This window comes from Acinetobacter pittii, from assembly GCF_034064985.1.
GTDB lineage: Bacteria > Pseudomonadota > Gammaproteobacteria > Pseudomonadales > Moraxellaceae > Acinetobacter > Acinetobacter pittii_H.
The window spans coordinates 2,503,531-2,520,323 of the sequence record NZ_CP139249.1 but is presented as its reverse complement, the minus strand read 5'-3'; the positions used below and the strand labels follow the sequence as shown (position 1 = coordinate 2,520,323).

The following is a 16,793-nucleotide window of genomic DNA, read 5'->3' as shown; positions in this document are numbered from 1 at the left end:
TAAATGACCACGGTGAATAACTCGCCGTGCTTCAAGCCTAGATCGCTTGCCATTGCTCTTTAACTTCTTCTGAATTTTTATTCAGAATGACTTGGTTTTCTTTGACTTCCCCAATCCATCCAGTAGGGATAAGGTGATGTTGGCCACTTTCATCTCGGGTGAGTTTGAGTTGGTTCTCACCATCAAGATGGTCGACAGTTCCTACTTTTGTGCCACATGAAGCAATGACATCAGCATGTTTTTTAATATCATTAATATTTAAAGTATTCATTTTGGACCTCTTCTTTGGAAATAGAAAAACGGTAAGAACTAAACTACTTTAAATAATCGCTTAAATGTTGGGTTTTTAATAAACCTTACATGATCGGATTATAAGTTCACTTAATAGGAATATTTGGATAACAATGAAATAATTGGATATAAAACTAATATTATTTTTCTTTTTATTACAATTTACGTGTTTATTTAAACAGAAATATTTAGTTATGGTTGAGTTAAGTCTTATAAATAATTATTTGCAATGAATATCAAAATACCTATAAACATGACAATTTTGAGTATCTTGAATGAATTTGAAACTGCCTCAGCTGAGGTTAAAAGTAAGCTGCGTATTAGTTTGCTCTATCAATTAATCAATGTAACAAAAAATTTACCTCATCCAGCTTCGGGGCAGACTTATCAACGTTGGCAAATTTTTGGGCAGATTGCTGGGGTGGATTTAAGTCTAGCTAAGCTTTTTGAGTCTCATTGCGATGCTTTAAGCATTTTAAATGAATTGGGTTATCAACAAGAAATAGATAACAAGACTTGGGCGGTTTGGGCAGCTGATGGTGGACCAGCGCCTTTGCATGTAACTAATGACCTCTGTAGTGGCATTAAACCGTGGTGCTCTGGCGCGGAGTTTATCCAAAAAGCTTTAATGAGTTATAAAGATCAGCAGGGGCAGGCGCAGCTTTGTATTGCCGACTTAAGTCATCCATCCATAACGACCGATTTAAGCCACTGGCATGCTGTAGGCATGCATGCCACACAGACCGCGCAAGTAGCTTTTAAAAATACCCCTGTTACGGCAATAGGTCAGCCAAATAGTTATTTAAAACGTCCAGGTTTTTGGCATGGTGCAGCAGGTGTTGCGGCCTGTTGGTATGGTGCCGCCGTGCGCTTAGCGGGTTATTTGCAAGAAAGTTGTCAGGCAAATCCTAATCCGTATAAAAAATTGTATTTAGGCGTGGTCGCTCAGCAATTAGAAATCACTAAACACTATTTTCAATATGTTGCCGAGTTGATTGACCATAAACCAACGCTAAGTCATGAACGGGAAATACGCATATTACGTGCCCAAACAGAACAATGTTGTCTGGATGTTATTGAGCGGGTAGGGAAAGCTTTAGGCGCACGTCCTTTTTGTGAAGATGCGACATTTGCTCAGCTCATGGCAGATTTGCCAGTGTTTATCAGGCAAAGTCATGCTGCTTTTGACTATGAGCAAATTGCAGAACTCTGTGTGTCGGAGCAAAGCCTATGGGAACTTTAAAACATCCTTTGGTTGAAGACCGCGTTATTTTTGGTGAGGGCACGGCCAAAGAGCAATGGTTAAATGTATTTAAAGATCATCCGCTAGCGCCTTTAGATCTTGAGTTATTTCGTTCTAAAAGAGTGGTGATTGTCGCTCCACATCCTGATGATGAAGTGCTTGGCTGTGGCGGGTTAATGCAGCAACTGATCACGCTGAATTGTAAAATAGTGGTTTTAGCTGTCAGTAACGGCACACAAAGCCACCCTAACTCTACAAAATATCCTCCAGATCAGCTCAATATTCTTCGTCCACAAGAAAGCTTGGAGGCCTTAAATTGTCTAGACGTAGCAGAGTCAACCGAACATGTAGAGCTTAATTTGTTAGATGGTCAGATTCATTTGCAAACCGAGCAACTCTGGCAGTATCTAGATCAGATGGTTCAAGCCAAAGATATTCTAATTTGTAGTTATGAATTTGATGGACATCCAGACCATGAAGCAGTGGGTAAAACCGTACAAGCCTATGCAACTGCTAAGCAACTCCTATGTTTACACGTATTAATTTGGGCTTGGCATTGGGCAAAGCCTTTAGACCCTCGCATTGATTGGCACCGAGCAAAAGCATTTTCCTTAACACAAGAACAGCTAACTAAAAAACATCAAGCAATTTTGCAGTTTAAAACCCAACTAGAAGCAGATGAAAGCACGGGGAACGCCGCCGTTCTCTCTCCAAGTGCGATTAATCGTCTTTTAATGCCTTATGAGGTTTATTTGAGTGATTCATTCTCGCATGTACTTTGAAGATTTATATCGTCATACCAGTGATCCATGGGGCTATGACGCTCACTGGTATGAAGCCCGAAAAAGACAAATTTGTCTCGCGCTGCTGACAAAGCCTCGCTATCCAAAGGTGCTTGAGGTGGGGTGTTCAAATGGTCATTTAAGTTTTCATTTAGCGCAAAGAGCTGAGAAGTTAGTGTGTATAGATGTCTCTGAGCGTGCTGTTCAACTGGCATCCACACGGCTACAAGAATTTGAGCATGTTGTGGTTGAAAATAGAAAAATACCCGAAGACTACTCAATTCAAAAATTTGATCTGATTTTAATTAGTGAGATGGCCTATTACTTGTCGGCAGATGAATTACATCAGTTTATTGAAAAGTTAAAACATAGTTTAAATGATGACGGTGAAATTCTGTGTTGCCACTGGCGTCATGAGATTCAAGATTTTGAGTTAAATGCCGAGCAAGTCCATCAAGCTTTTCAGCAATATTTCCCATTTCATCACTACCTCAGCTTAAACGATCCAGATTTTATGATTGATCTATGGACGGCGAACACTTCCTCTTTAGCACAGCAGGAAAAACTAAGATGAAAATAGGTATCGTCATTCCAGCGCATAACGAAGAGTACTATTTATCTGCCTGTCTACAGTCTATTCAGGTGGCGATAGATAACATTCACGGTTATGACGTAGAAGTGCTTGTTGTACTCGATAGCTGTACAGATCAGTCGCGTTTGATCGTACAAAGCCATCAAATCAATTGGATTGAATGTGACTATGCATGTGTTGGGCAAGCGAGAGACTTAGGTATTCGCCATTTAATCGGGCGTGATGTAACTTGGATTGCATGTACCGATGCAGACACCGTTGTCAGCCCTGATTGGCTGCGCTATCAAATCCAGCACCAACCCACAGATGCAATTTGCGGCACTGTAACGCTAGACGATTTTAGTCATCTCTCTATAACGAAACAGCAGAAATATTTAGCACACTATAAAGATGAAATGGATCACGCGCATATTCACGGGGCAAATTTAAGTTTTAGTGCAGAAGTCTACCTTTTGGTCGGTGGCTTTGAGCCTATTTCATGTCATGAAGACGTGTCTTTAATTAAAAAATTGATCAAGCATTGTTGCAATATTACTTGGAGCAATCTGGTTCGAGTAACTACAAGTAGTCGTTTAAATGGGCGCGCACCTCAAGGTTTATCCTACTTTTTAAATAATCTCTAATGACCTAAATCATCACTTCACCCAATATCGAAATATTCTTTAAATTTTTGGGATCATATTTAATTTTGATAATACTACCCAGTTTATATTTATAGTGATCTTGCTTAGCAATAAGCACCTTTAGATTTTCAGTAATGATTTGGCCTTGCTCAGATTGAAATTTCAATTTGAAATAACATAAAGGGCGATATTGCACCTTAGCTAATGAGTCCTGAAAATATACGACCTCGGCAGAAGTAATTATTCCTCGTTTATAAATTAAAAATTTATGTACCAGACTTTTAAGAAAAAAGATCCAAACAATATAGATAAAGAATAAGCTGAACCAGACCATTCCAATAAAAGTTAAAAAATCGGAAAATTTCACTCATTCAAACCAAAATTACTTGTCTAACGTATTATTCTAAATGAACTGATAAGTTCGATCTACTTTATATATTGGTCTGAAACATAAACAGATGAGGCTTTAAAACTAACAGATCATAATTAAATTTGAGCAGGGTATATAACTTAGTTGTTGTATTTATGACTACATATGTAAACAAACCTTATGATCCAATGCCTTAGGCCTTAAAATTACTGAAAATAAAGTTTTAAGGTGTATAGGTTTGGATTTTTTTAATTTTTTTCGTGATATTCGGGATGAGTTAAGCCAATATCCTTGGCTAGAGATGTTTGTTTCACTCACTATTTTGATTTTATTTGCAGCAATCGCAAATTTTATTGCCAAACGCATTATTGTTCGGGGTGTTCGTCATTTAGTTACAAAGCTAAAATCACCAAATCAGTCTATTTTTGCTCAGCATAGCGTTATAAAGAGATTTGCAAATATTATTCCTGCCGTTGTGATTATGAATGGTATTGCAACAGTGCCTCATCTATCTTCAAAATTTATTACTTTTGTAGAGATGGCTGCGCAAGCATTTATTTTCCTAACTCTAGCGCTTACGGTCAGTGAAATATTAAATATCTTTAACCTTATTTACCAGCGTAATCCAAAATCTAGAAATAAACCAATTAAAGGTTATTTACAGCTCGTTAAACTCATTTTATTTGTGGTTTGTGGCCTTATGATTTTGGGAACCTTCCTTAAAAAGGATGTGTTCACTTTACTTGCAGGCTTTGGTGCGATGGCCGCGGTATTAATGCTGGTTTTCCAAAACACCATTTTGTCTTTGGTGGCAAGTGTACAAATTGCTTCTTATGACATGGTGCGTATTGGCGACTGGATTGAAATGCCATCACTCAATGCTGATGGTGATGTGATTGATATTTCATTGCATACAGTAACTGTTCAAAATTTTGATAAAACCTATACCACCATACCAACCAATAAACTCGTTACCGATACTTTTAAAAACTGGCGAGGCATGAGTAACTCAGGCTGCCGTCGGATGAAACGCTCACTCTTTCTTGATCAAAGCAGTGTGCATTTTATGAGTGATGACGAGCAACAAAAGCTCAAAGAGTTTTTACTGTTAGACCAATATCTTGATGCGAAGCAATCTGAAATTGAAGAGTTTAATAAGCAATTAAGCAATCAATCTCGTTACAACAAGCGCCGTTTAACTAACATCGGAACATTTAGAGCCTATGTCGAATTTTACTTGCGCCAGCACAAGGGCATTGCTCAAAACCAAACGATTATGGTTCGCCAGTTACAACCGACCAGCCAAGGTTTGCCGTTAGAGATTTATGCATTTACCAACACGATTGCATGGGTTTCCTATGAGGCCATTCAGTCTGATATTTTCGATCATTTAATTGCGATTCTTCCTGAATTTGGTTTACGTGTTTACCAAGCACCATCGGGTCATGATTTGCAAAGATTAACGTCAGAGATTAATCCGAGTGAAGTTTAAAGCCATAAATCACGGTATTTAAAGTATTTTGAAAAGGCTCCCATAGGGGGGCTTTTTTGTTTTTTCTCACTCTTAAGCATTATTTTAAAAGATTAATAGTTACTTCTTGACCGTTCTGACATAGGAATTGTCCTTTAATGATATTAACAAGTTCTATTTTGGAACTTAATGTGTAGCTATCTTGAGGAAGAGAAAAATACATTCTCTTAATTTAAAGGACAGGTCATGAGATTTAAATGTAAAACTTATTTTTAAATAAATTCAATAGTTTAGTGACTAAAATAAGATTAGAGGTCTAAAATGAAAAACGAATTAAAACTGGCATCACCATTTACTTTAAAAGATCGCTTTACACTCAAGAATAGGCTGATTAAATCGGCTTTAAGTGAAGGGCTGGCACATACCGATGGGCGACCGAGTAAAGAGCTGATTCAGCTATACCAAACTTGGTCTCAGTCTGGAGCTGGGGTTTTGATCACGGGTAATGTGATGATTGACTCTAGAGCAATTGGTGAACCGGGTAATGTGATTATTGAAGACGAAAAAGATTTTGACCTCATCAAAGAATGGGCAGAGGTTGCTAAATCTGGAGGTAGTGAAGTCTGGATGCAAATCAATCATCCGGGCAAACAAGCAATTCGAGGGTTGAATAAAGAAACTGTTTCACCGTCAGCTGTACCTTTTAGCCCCAAAATGGCAGCAGTTTTTGCTACACCGCGAGAGTTAACTCAGGACGAAATTGAAGATCTTATTCAACGCTATGCAAACACTGCTGAAATTGCCAAGAAAGCAGGGTTTACAGGTGTACAGTTACATGGCGCACATGGTTATCTCATTAGTCAGTTCCTTTCTCCGTATCATAACCGCCGTACAGATCAATGGGGTGGAAGTGTCGAAAATCGACGTAGATTTGTTCTTGAGGTCTATAAAGCAATTCGAAATCGGGTCGGGCCTGACTATCCGGTAAGCATTAAATTGAACTCAGCCGATTTTCAAAGAGGCGGCTTTACCGAAGAAGAATCACTCACAACCATTCAAGCGCTCGATGAGGTGGGCATCGACTTAATCGAGATTTCTGGTGGAACCTATGAAAAACCGATTATGCAGTTGGGGAAACCTAAAGAATCAACCATCTCTCGTGAAGCTTACTTTTTAGACTTTGCTAAAAAAGTTCGTGGACTCAGTAAAGTGCCACTTATGGTGACGGGTGGCTTTAGAAGTCTGCAAGGGATTGAGAGCGCTTTATCAAATAACGATTTAGATTTTGTTGGCCTTGGGCGAATTTTTGCAATTGAACCATTGGCAGCTAAACGTTTACTCAGTGGGCTTGAAACGATAAACCAAGTTAAACCTTTAACTACAGGCATTAAGTTTATTGACAACTTAGGATCGTTAGAAATTACTTGGTATACCCGTCAAATGCATAGATTAGGACGGGGGAGCTTACCGATTCCAAATGAAAATGGACTCAAATCTTTTATTTTGGATATTAAAGATAAAGGCTTGGGGATTTTCAAAACTCGTCGATTGCGAGCTTCTTAAAACTATAAATAAACGTTTATATCAATGAGGACATCAGTAATGCCAACAACTCATCAGATAAAAATATCGAGATTTAGCCTAGCCGCAAAATTTACGGGAATTAGCTTTTTGCTATTTTTTGTCGGAGCAGCGCTTCTTATCTTTTTTAATATTCCTGCAATTTTACTTCAGTTTGAATGGGGGAAATTTCTTGTGCGACTGGTCCGCTGGGGATCGTTACATGGTGGAGCTGAGCATTACGAGTTGATGATCTCAGCTATCTATATTGTATGGGGCTGGTTTCTTTTAAAAGCAGCGAATGAACCACTAAAAAACTATCTATTTTTTGAATTTACCATGTTTGCAAATATTGCTCATTTCGGCGCAATGCTTGTTATGGGTTTGGTGATAACACATGAAACTCCACATTTGATTGGAGATGTATTGTTGGGTTGGGTTCTGCTCTTAATTTATATTTATTTCTGGTGGCCTATTAGAAAAATATATAAGTCTGATAGTAAGTTAAATCATTCAATTTAAGAGCTAGAGGTTGAGGGGAGCGAAAATTGAATTAGTGCTCCTCATTATTATCCGGCAAACCAAATGTTTTGATGATCACACATGGGACTTAAATGTTTAATGCGTAGATTGTCTTGCTCAAAATCACCACTCCCTCCAGTAATATCTAATGTACTCCCTAAGCCGATCTGCTGACCTTTATAACTTAAAGTGTTTTTTTCAGCATCCCACTGAGCGCTATGTTCTGGAAAGACAATGAGTATATCTTTCACATAAAGACATCCTTGCTTTAACTCCAAGTTTCCTTTTAAGCGTGCTGAACCAGAGAAACCATCGTACTGATAGGCTGGGAGTTTCACAGCATTTGTACTGTCGTTTGCTTCTTGCTGGTGGCATCCTGCAACAAGGGCAAATACAGCTGTGTAAAGCAACTTATTATTAATACCCAATTTTGTTCCTATAGGGATTTGCATATATTTGATAGTAATTGTCTAAAATTGCATATCAATCTTTAGATTGTTAAAGAAGATTTCATTCTATTACCGCTCGAACTTAAGATTTAAAGACTAAACTTTCTTATTCATGGGCTTATAAAACTTTGTATTATTATAGTTTGTTTATTTATATATTGTTATCTTTTTCATTTGTGCTTTGAGGCACGATATGACGTGTCATCCACCAAAATAATAATGCCAACAAACTTACACCTGCACCTAAGGCACATACACCAAACCAACTTGCATAAGCATAAGTCGCTGTTGTGCTGATTGCACCTAATCCGCTACCTACTGCATAAAAGAGCATGTATAGACCAACAAGACGGCTATGCGCTTCTGGACGTGTGCGAAAAATCATACTCTGGTTGGTCACATGCAAGGCTTGTCCGCCCAAGTCTAGCAATACGATGCCAATCATGAGTGCCCAGAGTGAGTAAGCCATGAGTGAAAGTGGACCCCAAGCGAGCAGTAATATTAACAGTGCTGCCAAGCTTGTGCGCTGAGCATATCCACGGTCGGCCCAGTAACCCGCACGTGCAGCAGCCAAAGCACCAATCATTCCAACAAGTCCAAAAGACCCAATTACAGTATGCGAGAAGCTATAAGGCGGGGCACTTAACGGCAGTACTAATGCGCTCCAAAAAATATTAAATGCGGCGAACATGAGTAAAGCTAACACACCGCGCACTTGTAGCACTTTTTCTTGGCGCAGTAGATTGAGCATAGAAGCCAGAAGCTGCGGGTAGCGCATGGCACTAGGTTGAATATTTAAATGAGGCAGACGTTTCCAAAGGGGTAATGCAATCATAAGCATGATGAGGGCTGCACAAAAGTACACGCCGCGCCAACCCGCCACATCACTAATGCCTCCTGAAAATATACGGGCAAGCAGTAAACCAATGAACACACCACTTTGTGCAGTACCAACCACATGTCCTTGCTCATGTGGGGCCGCCGCATTTGCAGCATAGGCAATAAGCCCTTGTGTCATGGCTGTGCCGAGTAAACCCACCGCAAGCATTCCTGCCAAAAGAATAATCGTAGAGTGAGCAAAGCCAACCATTAACAATGCAGATATTAAGGCAATTAACTGTAGGGCCATTAACCGACGCCGATTTACCAAATCACCTAATGGCACTAGAAAGATTAAGGCTAGGGCACAACCTATTTGAGTGGCGGTCACCACACCACCAATAGCGGCATGACTAACCTTAAAGTCTCTCGCCAATATGTCGAGCAAGGGCTGCGCATAATAGACATTTGCTACGCTTGCACCACTTGCTATAGCAAATAGCAAAATTACGCCACGAGGTAGGTTCGAATGCGTTTTATTGTTATCTACTGGAGACGTTGAAGATACAAGGGAAGCTTTCATGGGCCTAAATCCATTTAATCTAGTTTTAAAATGAAACTAGTTGAATGTTAAGCTTGCTAGTTTTAAAATGCAACTAGGTGGCTTATTGCTGATGATTGGTAAAGAAACTCGATGGCGAACTCTACACTAATGAAATATGAACCTTGTCCTGTTGCGCGCTGTGTCAATCTCATAGGAGATCGTTGGTCACTGCTTATTGTGCGCGATGCATTTGATGGAATGCGCCGTTTTGGAGATTTTCAGCGGAGCTTGGGAGTGGCGCGAAATATTCTATCTGACCGACTTAAAAAGTTAGTCGATGCTGATGTTCTTGAAATGCAAGACGCTTCGGATGGCACGGCTTATCAGGAATATGTGCTGACCACTAAAGGGGAGAGTTTATTCCCAGTGATTGTGGCTTTGCGACAATGGGGAGAGCACAACTTATTTGAAAGTGGTGAGCGCCATTCGCTGTTAATTGATAAAAATACAGGTCAGCAAATTCCATTTATGACACCAGTTGCGGCAGATGGAACAGCGCTGAGAGCTTCAAATACTCAAGTGCAAAAGGTGAAATAAAATAAGAGAAAACAAAAATAACCTTTTTTAACTTAAATTTGGGCAGATTAGTTGATAACCTTGCGCGTCAAATTAAGGTGAGATTATGAGATTTATATTCCTCTTTATAAGCGCAGTTTCAATTCAATGTTATGCAGCATCAGAAGCTATGGAACTTCATTACTGTGAAACTGTGAAAAAAGCAGCGAGTGGTGTGATGGATGCTAGACAACATGAAGTGCCAGCTAAAGAGTTACATGACATCGCCAATCATCTTGAAGAGCAACAAGCCAAACAACTTTATCAAGAGCTTATCAAATCTGCATATTCTTCAAAGCTATTTGAAGATCCTCTCATTAAGTCAAAAGCTGTCGAAAATTTTCAAACCACTTGGCATGAACAATGTTTGGCAAAAGAATTAGCTAAAAATATGTGAGTGTTAGGGGGAAATGGCTAGCTTAAGTTGGAAGATAGAACTTTATTTCTTATTTATCTCTTCACTAACACTGGCTAAGCGCGGTAAAGAAGGAGAGAAGGTATTAGTTCGAGTTCTTAATATCATGCAAGGCCAACGTTACATTGAAATCTGTGAATGAAATCCTACCCAAGAGCAATTCTTTTATGGTTGGATCCGCTAACCGCGTTTCACTATGAAGGTACTGATTTCGCTGTGTATTCTATTTTCAGGATGCACAGCTCATATGATATCTACAAAAGTGCATGTCACTGTTTGTGTGCAGTGTGTGAATTAAAGTTTTTAGGAGAACGCTTTTTTATAGATGTGCGAATAAGTTAAATTGGATTAAATTTTCTTTAAATATATTTAATTTTAGCTTTAGTATCTATAAGTTAATATAACGAGCTTTATTGTTATTTTCGTAAAAGTAAAAAATAAAAATTGTTTTTAAATTATTGTTTCTTAAAATTATATATATTTTATATTTACATTAATAAGATTGGATACAGATGCATGATTCATTATTAAATTTATATCATCTACTTTAAATAAGCTATTTACCCTTTGCGAAGAATATTCAACGAACGGTATAAATATGGTTGATTGAAATAATGAATAAATAAACCCAACCTTGAATTTACAAGTAGGGATATAGATTGGAAATGTGAAAAAGCTACCCATAGGTAGAAATACTCATGAATTAAGTTAAAGGATATTGGTATGAAAGCTATTTTAACGAAGAAAATTATTAGCTGTATCGCAATTAGTGGTGTTTTAAGTTTTAGTGCATTTGAGATTATGGCGGCGAATCAACAAACTATAAATGATGGGAAGAATCACTCTAAAATATTAAATGAAAACCATGAAAATTTGACTGATAGTCAAATTTTCAAAATATTAAGTACAGCTAATAATGGTGAAATTAAGCAGGCAAAAACTGCATTGCCAAAACTAAAAATGGATGAAGCTAAGAAATATGCTGAAATGATGATTAAAGAACATTCAGCCAATGAAAAAAATGCACAAGCGTTGGCAAGTCGGTTACAGTTAATTTCACAAACCAGTAATCTTAGTAAATCATTGCAAAATGATAGTGATAAAATTGTTAGTAAGCTTAATCAAATAACATCAGATACTGATAAAAATTATATGATGAGTCAAGTTAAAGTTCACCGTAAAGTTTTGAAGATAATTGATAAGCAGTTAATACCAAACACGAAAAGTTCTGAATTAAAAAATATGCTCGTACAAACACGTGGTGCTGTTGCGAAACACCTAAAAGCAGCTGAAGATATATTTAAAAATATGAAATAATATATAATTATTATCTTTTAAAAATATATTTAAAAAAGCCTAGTATTAATTAACTAGGCTTTTTTAAATTGCATATACATAAAATCATAATTTCCTGCAGGGCAGTGTAAAGCTAGAATGTTGTGGGTAATTTTTAATCTAGCGAAATATAATGATTATGGGATAAAGGATGATATAATTGTGATGACTATTTGAATAAGAATTTTTATTGATGAGAAATAATTTCTTTAATTAATAACATCTCCTTACTTAATAGGGGTATTTATGAAACATAACTAACCTAAAGGTGAATTATAATAATAATTGTCAAGCATATTTCAAAAGTTCTTTTAATTTAGCTCTTTTGAAAGACACTAGATTTTAAAATATAGGGAGTAAGAAAATGGTAAATATAAAAAAATCAAATTTAGATGGTAATCATACGACTCAGAAAGAGCCATCTTCTAATGGTAATGTATCAAATAGCAAACCATTACAAAACATTTCATCCACAATTGATAATGCTCGTCCAGATTTAAACTCACCACCGACCAATAACAATCATGTACCCGATATGAATGAAGGGGGAGAGAATTTGGTTGCTACAGGTGCAGGAACCTTGGGAGGAGCGGCGGTAGGTGCTGCATTTGGTGTTGTTGGGGGGCCTCCAGGTGCTATTGTTGGAGGGATTATTGGTGGTGTAGTAGGGGGAATAGCAGGTAATGATATAGCTCAAACAAATAATCAAAAAGATGATAGTAATTCTTGGCAAGAAGAAGATAATTATTGGCGAGAAAACTATAAAAAAATGCCATATTATACTGAAAACAAGAATCTAGAATATGATCGTGATTATCGAGCGGCTTATCGTTTAGGTTATGAAAATCGTGTACCTAATAATGCAGAAATTAATTTTTCCGAGGTTGAATCTAAATTGAAAACTAAATGGGAACAAGTTAAAGGCAGTTCACGTTTACAGTGGGAGGAAGCTAAATTTGCTGTAGAAGATGGATTGAAAAAAATTCATCCTTAAGTCATTTAATACTTAGAAAGTCTCTTCAATGGGGGAGACTTTGCGATATTAGCCCAAAGATGAAGTGGGTTTATCTACATTAAACCTGATTCCACCTTCGATATAATCTTTTAAATATTTTCCAATGATTTTTGGATCTTTAATACTAGTGGGCCAATAATGCTCAAGCCCAACATCACTGATAATATTTAAAACTGTATTAAAGGTAAATAAAACTTTTAGAGTTAAAGCTTCGGTATCAGCTTCAGGTAAAGCAAGCTTTAATAAATTAACGGCTTTATCAGAGATAGGGACTAATGTTTTAGCAACTAATACTCTTCCTTCATTGCCTGCACTGATTGTTCGCGAGAAAAACTTGATATGGTGAATTCCATTTTCTTTTAATAAGATTTTAACCATTGGGTTCATTAATGAATCGACAACCTCTGAAACTTTAACATTTTCTGGATGTATAGAGTTCAGCATCTTCAAGCTCTCCTCTACATAGGGTTGCATCACATAATCTAATGCAGCCTCTACTAATCCCCATTTTGAATTGAAGTGATAGTACAAAGCAGATTTGTTAGCTACTTTGGCAGCTTCATTAATTTTCTGTACTGACAAAGCTTCAATATTATTCTGTGAAAACAGAAAAATAGCTGCCTCAATTAGTTTCTCTTTGGTCTTTATGCTCATTCGCGCTTTGGAAATAGAGGTGAGGGATGAATTGAGTTATCTTACCTTTTGAAAAATCATAAACCAATCACTCAATGGATTGGTTTATGAAATTATCACTAAAAGTTATGAACAACCTTTTGATTCAAAGTCTTCTTTACTGGTATATCGAATATCAGGTAAGTAATCTCCGAGAACTGTTTTTTCTTCACCCCATGCTTTTACATTCTGAATTGCATGAGCGAAACTTGAATCTGGTAGCAAATTTCTCATAATTAAAAGTGTGAAATCAGGATGCCCGAATGTCACGCCATCTTGAGCTGTGTAACCCGTACCACGTGGACTTAATGGTAAATAGTAAACGCCGCATTCTTCTCTTGCATTTGAAGGTCTGTCTTCAGGTAAAGACGCAATAATGGTGTAGAAGCCATCTGAATTTACTTTTTTAATTTGCTCGTCATAAATACAGTAGTTTGTTGCTGTAGTAATGAGTTCATTCGTGCAAATTGATACATAGCGGACATCAGATTTTTGAACAAAAGGCTCATTATCAAAAGTTTTTTCCGTATTCGGGAGTTTTCCTTTTAGCTCAATCACTTTGCCTAAACGTCTACTGGTAGTAGCGAAGACATATTCATTATCTGGGGTAGCCCAATAGTTTAGTTTAGGAGTAACAGGCAAACCTTCACATTGAGAAATAGGTTGTTTAGTAACTGGATCATATTTATAAATACATTTGAAGTTATCTAAGCCACTAAACGCCTTATACCACTTAGGTTCTTTTTGTGCAGGAAAGCCATCATATAAATTCTGATTAAAGGCGCTTATCATTCCTTGTAGAGGTAGAGTAGTTACTCGATCAATAGGACCCTTTTTAACTTTTAATATATCGCAGACTTCTTTGCCTTGTTTTATATCATTATTTGCAAGTTGTACTTTAATTCTAGGGAAAGACACATTGCCTTTTACATTCATATTTTTATTAGGAACATACACCCGATATAAAATGGCCACTTTATTATCTGCGGTTTTTGGAGCATATAATGTATTTGCTGCAGGATTTGCAGGCAAATCTCCTAATTCAAGTTTTACACTATAAGATCTTGCTTTTGCGAAACGGTCATTTCCAACTAAAAAGGTATTGGTAGAACCATCATCAGGTTTAATTGCTCTATCTAATAGAGAATTGACTCGCTCACCAACTGATGTATAGCTTACTAATGAAAAATGACGAGAATACGGAAATTCACCATCAATAAGAATTTTTGCACCTTCAGGTACAGTAAACTCTGAAGACCAATAAGATACATTTGTATCCGGATAGGCAAAATTAAGAGGGTCTTCACCAGAATTAGTCTTGCTGTTCGGACCGTCTTGCCACATACAATCAGTTAGTGACGAATCTGGATTTGAAGGATTGCTGCTAAGCTCATTATCATCGCTATCATTACATGCGGTTATACTTAAAGCACTTACTAGCATGAGTAGTGTAAATCCTAGCCTAGTTTTTTTAGTTTTATTCATATCTCATTCCCTTTGAAGCTATTTAAATTGTTAACTTTTTACCGTGTTAACTGGATTTAGTGCTTTTTTGCACTAAAAATTAATCCATTTAGATTAAATATATTAATCTAAATGGATTAAAATACAAGCAAATTTTCTGAAGGTTTAAAGCACGACTTAGATATTAAGAATTAAATAGAAATGAATTGAAATTTGAATTTTTTTATTAAGGTCATTTTGATATTAAACAATCAGATGTAGCCTGATTTTAGTTAACTGAAAAGCAATAAAAAAACCACCTAATCCTTTCGAATTAAGTGGTTTTTAAATTTTGGAGCGGGAAACGAGACTCGAACTCGCGACCCCAACCTTGGCAAGGTTATGCTCTACCAACTGAGCTATTCCCGCAATGTGAGCACATTATAGAGTGTTTCACTAAAGTGTCAACACTCTTGTGATTTAATTGAACAGTTAATCAGCACGACGCCAAACTGTCCCTTGGCGAGTGTCTTCAAGTACCACACCTTGGTCGAGTAAAGACTGACGAATACCGTCTGCTTTAGCAAAGTCTTTTGCCTTTTTCGCATCAACACGTTGTTGAATGAACTCTTCAATTTCAGCATCAGACAAAGCAAGCGCTTCTTGTCCAATATCTGATTTTAAGAAATCATCTACATTGTGTTGTACCAAACCTAAAATGTTGGTGAGGTGACGTAATGTCGAATAAAGCACAGTCGCTTGGTCAGCTTGCTCTTCTTTTACAGCACGGTTCAATTCTTTGTTCAGTTCAAACAACACAGCCATTGCTTCGGCAGTATTGAAATCATCACACATTGCATTGTTAAAACGTTCAATAAAGCTTTGATCAAGCGTTTCAGTTGTCGTTTGACCATACACTTGTTGATAAGCTTTAAATGAATGATAGAAACGTGTTAAAGAAGTTTTTGCCTCTTTAAGTGCTACATCAGAGAAGTTCACAGGGCTACGATAGTGTGAAGACACAATAAAGTAGCGGATCACTTCAGGGTGGAATTTCTCCATCACGTCACGAATCGTAAAGAAGTTGCCTAAAGATTTAGACATCTTTTCACCATCAACGTTAATGAAGCCAACATGCATCCAGTAGTTTACATATTGCTCACCAGTCGAAGCTTCACTTTGCGCAATTTCATTTTCATGGTGCGGGAACATTAAATCTGAACCACCACCATGAATGTCAAAGTGATTGCCTAAGCAGCAAGTCGACATTGCAGAACATTCAATGTGCCAACCCGGACGGCCATTACCCCAAGGAGATGCCCAAGATGGTTCATTTTCTTTTGCATGTTTCCAAAGTACAAAGTCAAAAGGGTGTTTCTTTTCAACTTCTACATCAACACGCTCACTTGCGCCAGCTTGCATATCATCAAGCTTACGACCAGAGAGGCGTCCATATTTTTCAAATTTGGTGACTTCAAAATAAACATCGCCGTTTGAAGCAGGGTAAGCAGCGCCTTTGTTGACCAAATTGCCAATCATGTTTTGCATCTGATCGATATATTCAGTCGCTTTAGGTGCTTCATCTGGTGCTAAACAGCCTAAGTTCGCCGCATCTTCATTCATTGCATCAATGAAACGAGTGGTGAGTTGTTGGATTGCTTCACCATTCTCATTCGCACGTTTGATGATTTTGTCGTCAATGTCGGTAATGTTGCGAATGTAGCGAACATTCCAGCCTTGACTACGTAAGAAACGAATAATGTAGTCAAATGCAACCATAACTCGAGCATGCCCGATATGACAGTAGTCGTAAACGGTCATACCGCAGACGTACATATCGATGTGACCTTCTTTGCGAGGTACAAATTCAACTTTTTTTCGTTGCTCAGAGTTATATAAAACAAACGGTTGCATAAGGGTTTTCAAACGCTCAACAAAAACAGTGTTACATCATAACTGATGCATCATTTTTCACAAAGGTTTATGCAAGAATTTTATAAGCTTGTGAAATCTTATACATTTAAAAACGTGT

18 protein-coding genes, 1 tRNA gene and 1 pseudogene are annotated in these 16,793 nt (G+C 37.4%); 12 read left to right on the top strand and 8 right to left on the bottom strand.

From position 1 onward, the window contains the following. Positions 1-37: 37 nt before the first annotated feature. A complete protein-coding gene (locus SOI76_RS11995; RefSeq protein ID WP_016141633.1) occupies positions 38-271 on the bottom strand; it encodes a DUF2171 domain-containing protein in 234 nt (77 codons plus the stop codon). A gap of 249 nt (positions 272-520) precedes the next feature. On the opposite strand from SOI76_RS11995, the gene SOI76_RS11990 reads away from it, so the two are divergent. From SOI76_RS11990 to SOI76_RS11975, 4 genes are read left to right on the top strand one after another with little or no spacing between them, the layout of a single operon-like run. Beyond that, on the top strand, positions 521-1,534 hold the full coding sequence (locus SOI76_RS11990; protein ID WP_104080213.1) for an acyl-CoA/acyl-ACP dehydrogenase: 1,014 nt from the start codon (positions 521-523) through the stop codon (positions 1,532-1,534). Next, a complete protein-coding gene (locus SOI76_RS11985; RefSeq protein WP_104080214.1) occupies positions 1,522-2,316 on the top strand; it encodes a PIG-L deacetylase family protein in 795 nt (264 codons plus the stop codon). Before SOI76_RS11990 ends, SOI76_RS11985 begins: the two co-directional genes overlap by 13 nt. Beyond that, on the top strand, positions 2,291-2,890 hold the full coding sequence (gene nodS, locus SOI76_RS11980) for a class I SAM-dependent methyltransferase (protein ID WP_104080215.1): 600 nt from the start codon (positions 2,291-2,293) through the stop codon (positions 2,888-2,890). The genes SOI76_RS11985 and nodS overlap by 26 nt, the downstream gene beginning before the upstream one ends. Continuing rightward, a complete protein-coding gene (locus SOI76_RS11975) occupies positions 2,887-3,531 on the top strand; it encodes a glycosyltransferase (protein ID WP_205668455.1) in 645 nt (214 codons plus the stop codon). The genes nodS and SOI76_RS11975 overlap by 4 nt, the downstream gene beginning before the upstream one ends. Before the next feature lie 4 nt (positions 3,532-3,535). On the opposite strand, the gene SOI76_RS11970 is transcribed toward SOI76_RS11975, so the two are convergent. Next, positions 3,536-3,898, bottom strand: coding sequence for a DUF3592 domain-containing protein (locus SOI76_RS11970; protein WP_104080217.1), 363 nt, complete (start codon positions 3,896-3,898; stop codon positions 3,536-3,538). A 241-nt stretch (positions 3,899-4,139) separates the two neighbouring features. Here SOI76_RS11970 and SOI76_RS11965 point away from each other — a divergent pair, with 241 nt between their 5' ends. From SOI76_RS11965 to SOI76_RS11955, 3 genes are all read left to right on the top strand, one after another. Further along, entirely contained in the window at positions 4,140-5,393 is a 1,254-nt protein-coding gene (locus tag SOI76_RS11965) for a mechanosensitive ion channel family protein (protein ID WP_104080218.1), read from the top strand. Between the two features lie 300 nt (positions 5,394-5,693). After that, positions 5,694-6,935, top strand: a complete 1,242-nt coding sequence (locus SOI76_RS11960) for an NADH:flavin oxidoreductase/NADH oxidase family protein (RefSeq protein ID WP_104080219.1) — start codon at positions 5,694-5,696, stop codon at positions 6,933-6,935. 39 nt (positions 6,936-6,974) lie between these two features. Next, the gene (locus SOI76_RS11955; RefSeq protein ID WP_104080220.1) at positions 6,975-7,454 is read left to right on the top strand and encodes a DUF6632 domain-containing protein; all 480 of its coding nucleotides are present in this window, start codon (positions 6,975-6,977) and stop codon (positions 7,452-7,454) included. Between the two features lie 47 nt (positions 7,455-7,501). Here the strand turns inward: SOI76_RS11955 and SOI76_RS11950 are convergent, their stop codons facing one another. Together SOI76_RS11950 and SOI76_RS11945 are read right to left on the bottom strand one after the other, a co-directional pair. Beyond that, complete coding sequence (locus SOI76_RS11950; RefSeq protein WP_104080221.1) at positions 7,502-7,906, bottom strand: hypothetical protein; 405 nt, start codon at positions 7,904-7,906, stop codon at positions 7,502-7,504. A 148-nt stretch (positions 7,907-8,054) separates the two neighbouring features. After that, positions 8,055-9,305 (bottom strand): MFS transporter, encoded by a 1,251-nt coding sequence (locus SOI76_RS11945; protein WP_104080222.1) that lies wholly within the window; start codon positions 9,303-9,305, stop codon positions 8,055-8,057. A 111-nt stretch (positions 9,306-9,416) separates the two neighbouring features. On the opposite strand from SOI76_RS11945, the gene SOI76_RS11940 reads away from it, so the two are divergent. From SOI76_RS11940 to SOI76_RS11925, 5 genes and pseudogenes are all read left to right on the top strand, one after another. Then, on the top strand, positions 9,417-9,863 hold the full coding sequence (locus SOI76_RS11940) for a winged helix-turn-helix transcriptional regulator (RefSeq protein WP_104080223.1): 447 nt from the start codon (positions 9,417-9,419) through the stop codon (positions 9,861-9,863). A gap of 85 nt (positions 9,864-9,948) precedes the next feature. Beyond that, complete coding sequence (locus tag SOI76_RS11935) at positions 9,949-10,278, top strand: hypothetical protein (RefSeq protein ID WP_001210984.1); 330 nt, start codon at positions 9,949-9,951, stop codon at positions 10,276-10,278. 76 nt (positions 10,279-10,354) lie between these two features. Continuing rightward, positions 10,355-10,438, top strand: a pseudogene (locus tag SOI76_RS18695) (hypothetical protein); the annotation flags it as partial. Positions 10,439-11,019: 581 nt separating this feature from the next. Next, on the top strand, positions 11,020-11,613 hold the full coding sequence (locus tag SOI76_RS11930; protein ID WP_104080226.1) for a DUF4142 domain-containing protein: 594 nt from the start codon (positions 11,020-11,022) through the stop codon (positions 11,611-11,613). Positions 11,614-11,995: 382 nt separating this feature from the next. Beyond that, entirely contained in the window at positions 11,996-12,625 is a 630-nt protein-coding gene (locus SOI76_RS11925) for a hypothetical protein (protein WP_104080227.1), read from the top strand. Positions 12,626-12,673: 48 nt separating this feature from the next. Here SOI76_RS11925 and SOI76_RS11920 read toward each other — a convergent pair whose 3' ends face one another. From SOI76_RS11920 to cysS, 4 genes are all read right to left on the bottom strand, one after another. Continuing rightward, positions 12,674-13,300, bottom strand: coding sequence for a TetR/AcrR family transcriptional regulator (locus SOI76_RS11920; RefSeq protein ID WP_104080228.1), 627 nt, complete (start codon positions 13,298-13,300; stop codon positions 12,674-12,676). Between the two features lie 105 nt (positions 13,301-13,405). Further along, positions 13,406-14,761, bottom strand: coding sequence for a hypothetical protein (locus tag SOI76_RS11915; protein WP_086375757.1), 1,356 nt, complete (start codon positions 14,759-14,761; stop codon positions 13,406-13,408). A gap of 353 nt (positions 14,762-15,114) precedes the next feature. Beyond that, positions 15,115-15,190, bottom strand: a tRNA-Gly gene (locus SOI76_RS11910). 63 nt (positions 15,191-15,253) lie between these two features. Further along, on the bottom strand, positions 15,254-16,675 hold the full coding sequence (gene cysS, locus SOI76_RS11905) for a cysteine--tRNA ligase (RefSeq protein ID WP_104080229.1): 1,422 nt from the start codon (positions 16,673-16,675) through the stop codon (positions 15,254-15,256). Positions 16,676-16,793: the final 118 nt, after the last annotated feature.

Coding starts and splice junctions, on each gene's coding strand:
- SOI76_RS11995 (WP_016141633.1), bottom strand. CDS start 271: ATGAATACTTTAAATATTAATGATATTAAAAAACATGCTGATGTCATT.
- SOI76_RS11990 (WP_104080213.1), top strand. CDS start 521: ATGAATATCAAAATACCTATAAACATGACAATTTTGAGTATCTTGAAT.
- SOI76_RS11985 (WP_104080214.1), top strand. CDS start 1,522: ATGGGAACTTTAAAACATCCTTTGGTTGAAGACCGCGTTATTTTTGGT.
- SOI76_RS11975 (WP_205668455.1), top strand. CDS start 2,887: ATGAAAATAGGTATCGTCATTCCAGCGCATAACGAAGAGTACTATTTA.
- SOI76_RS11960 (WP_104080219.1), top strand. CDS start 5,694: ATGAAAAACGAATTAAAACTGGCATCACCATTTACTTTAAAAGATCGC.
- SOI76_RS11955 (WP_104080220.1), top strand. CDS start 6,975: ATGCCAACAACTCATCAGATAAAAATATCGAGATTTAGCCTAGCCGCA.
- SOI76_RS11950 (WP_104080221.1), bottom strand. CDS start 7,906: ATGCAAATCCCTATAGGAACAAAATTGGGTATTAATAATAAGTTGCTT.
- SOI76_RS11945 (WP_104080222.1), bottom strand. CDS start 9,305: ATGAAAGCTTCCCTTGTATCTTCAACGTCTCCAGTAGATAACAATAAA.
- SOI76_RS11940 (WP_104080223.1), top strand. CDS start 9,417: ATGGCGAACTCTACACTAATGAAATATGAACCTTGTCCTGTTGCGCGC.
- SOI76_RS11935 (WP_001210984.1), top strand. CDS start 9,949: ATGAGATTTATATTCCTCTTTATAAGCGCAGTTTCAATTCAATGTTAT.
- SOI76_RS11930 (WP_104080226.1), top strand. CDS start 11,020: ATGAAAGCTATTTTAACGAAGAAAATTATTAGCTGTATCGCAATTAGT.
- SOI76_RS11925 (WP_104080227.1), top strand. CDS start 11,996: ATGGTAAATATAAAAAAATCAAATTTAGATGGTAATCATACGACTCAG.
- SOI76_RS11920 (WP_104080228.1), bottom strand. CDS start 13,300: ATGAGCATAAAGACCAAAGAGAAACTAATTGAGGCAGCTATTTTTCTG.
- SOI76_RS11915 (WP_086375757.1), bottom strand. CDS start 14,761: ATGCTAGTAAGTGCTTTAAGTATAACCGCATGTAATGATAGCGATGAT.
- cysS (WP_104080229.1), bottom strand. CDS start 16,675: ATGCAACCGTTTGTTTTATATAACTCTGAGCAACGAAAAAAAGTTGAA.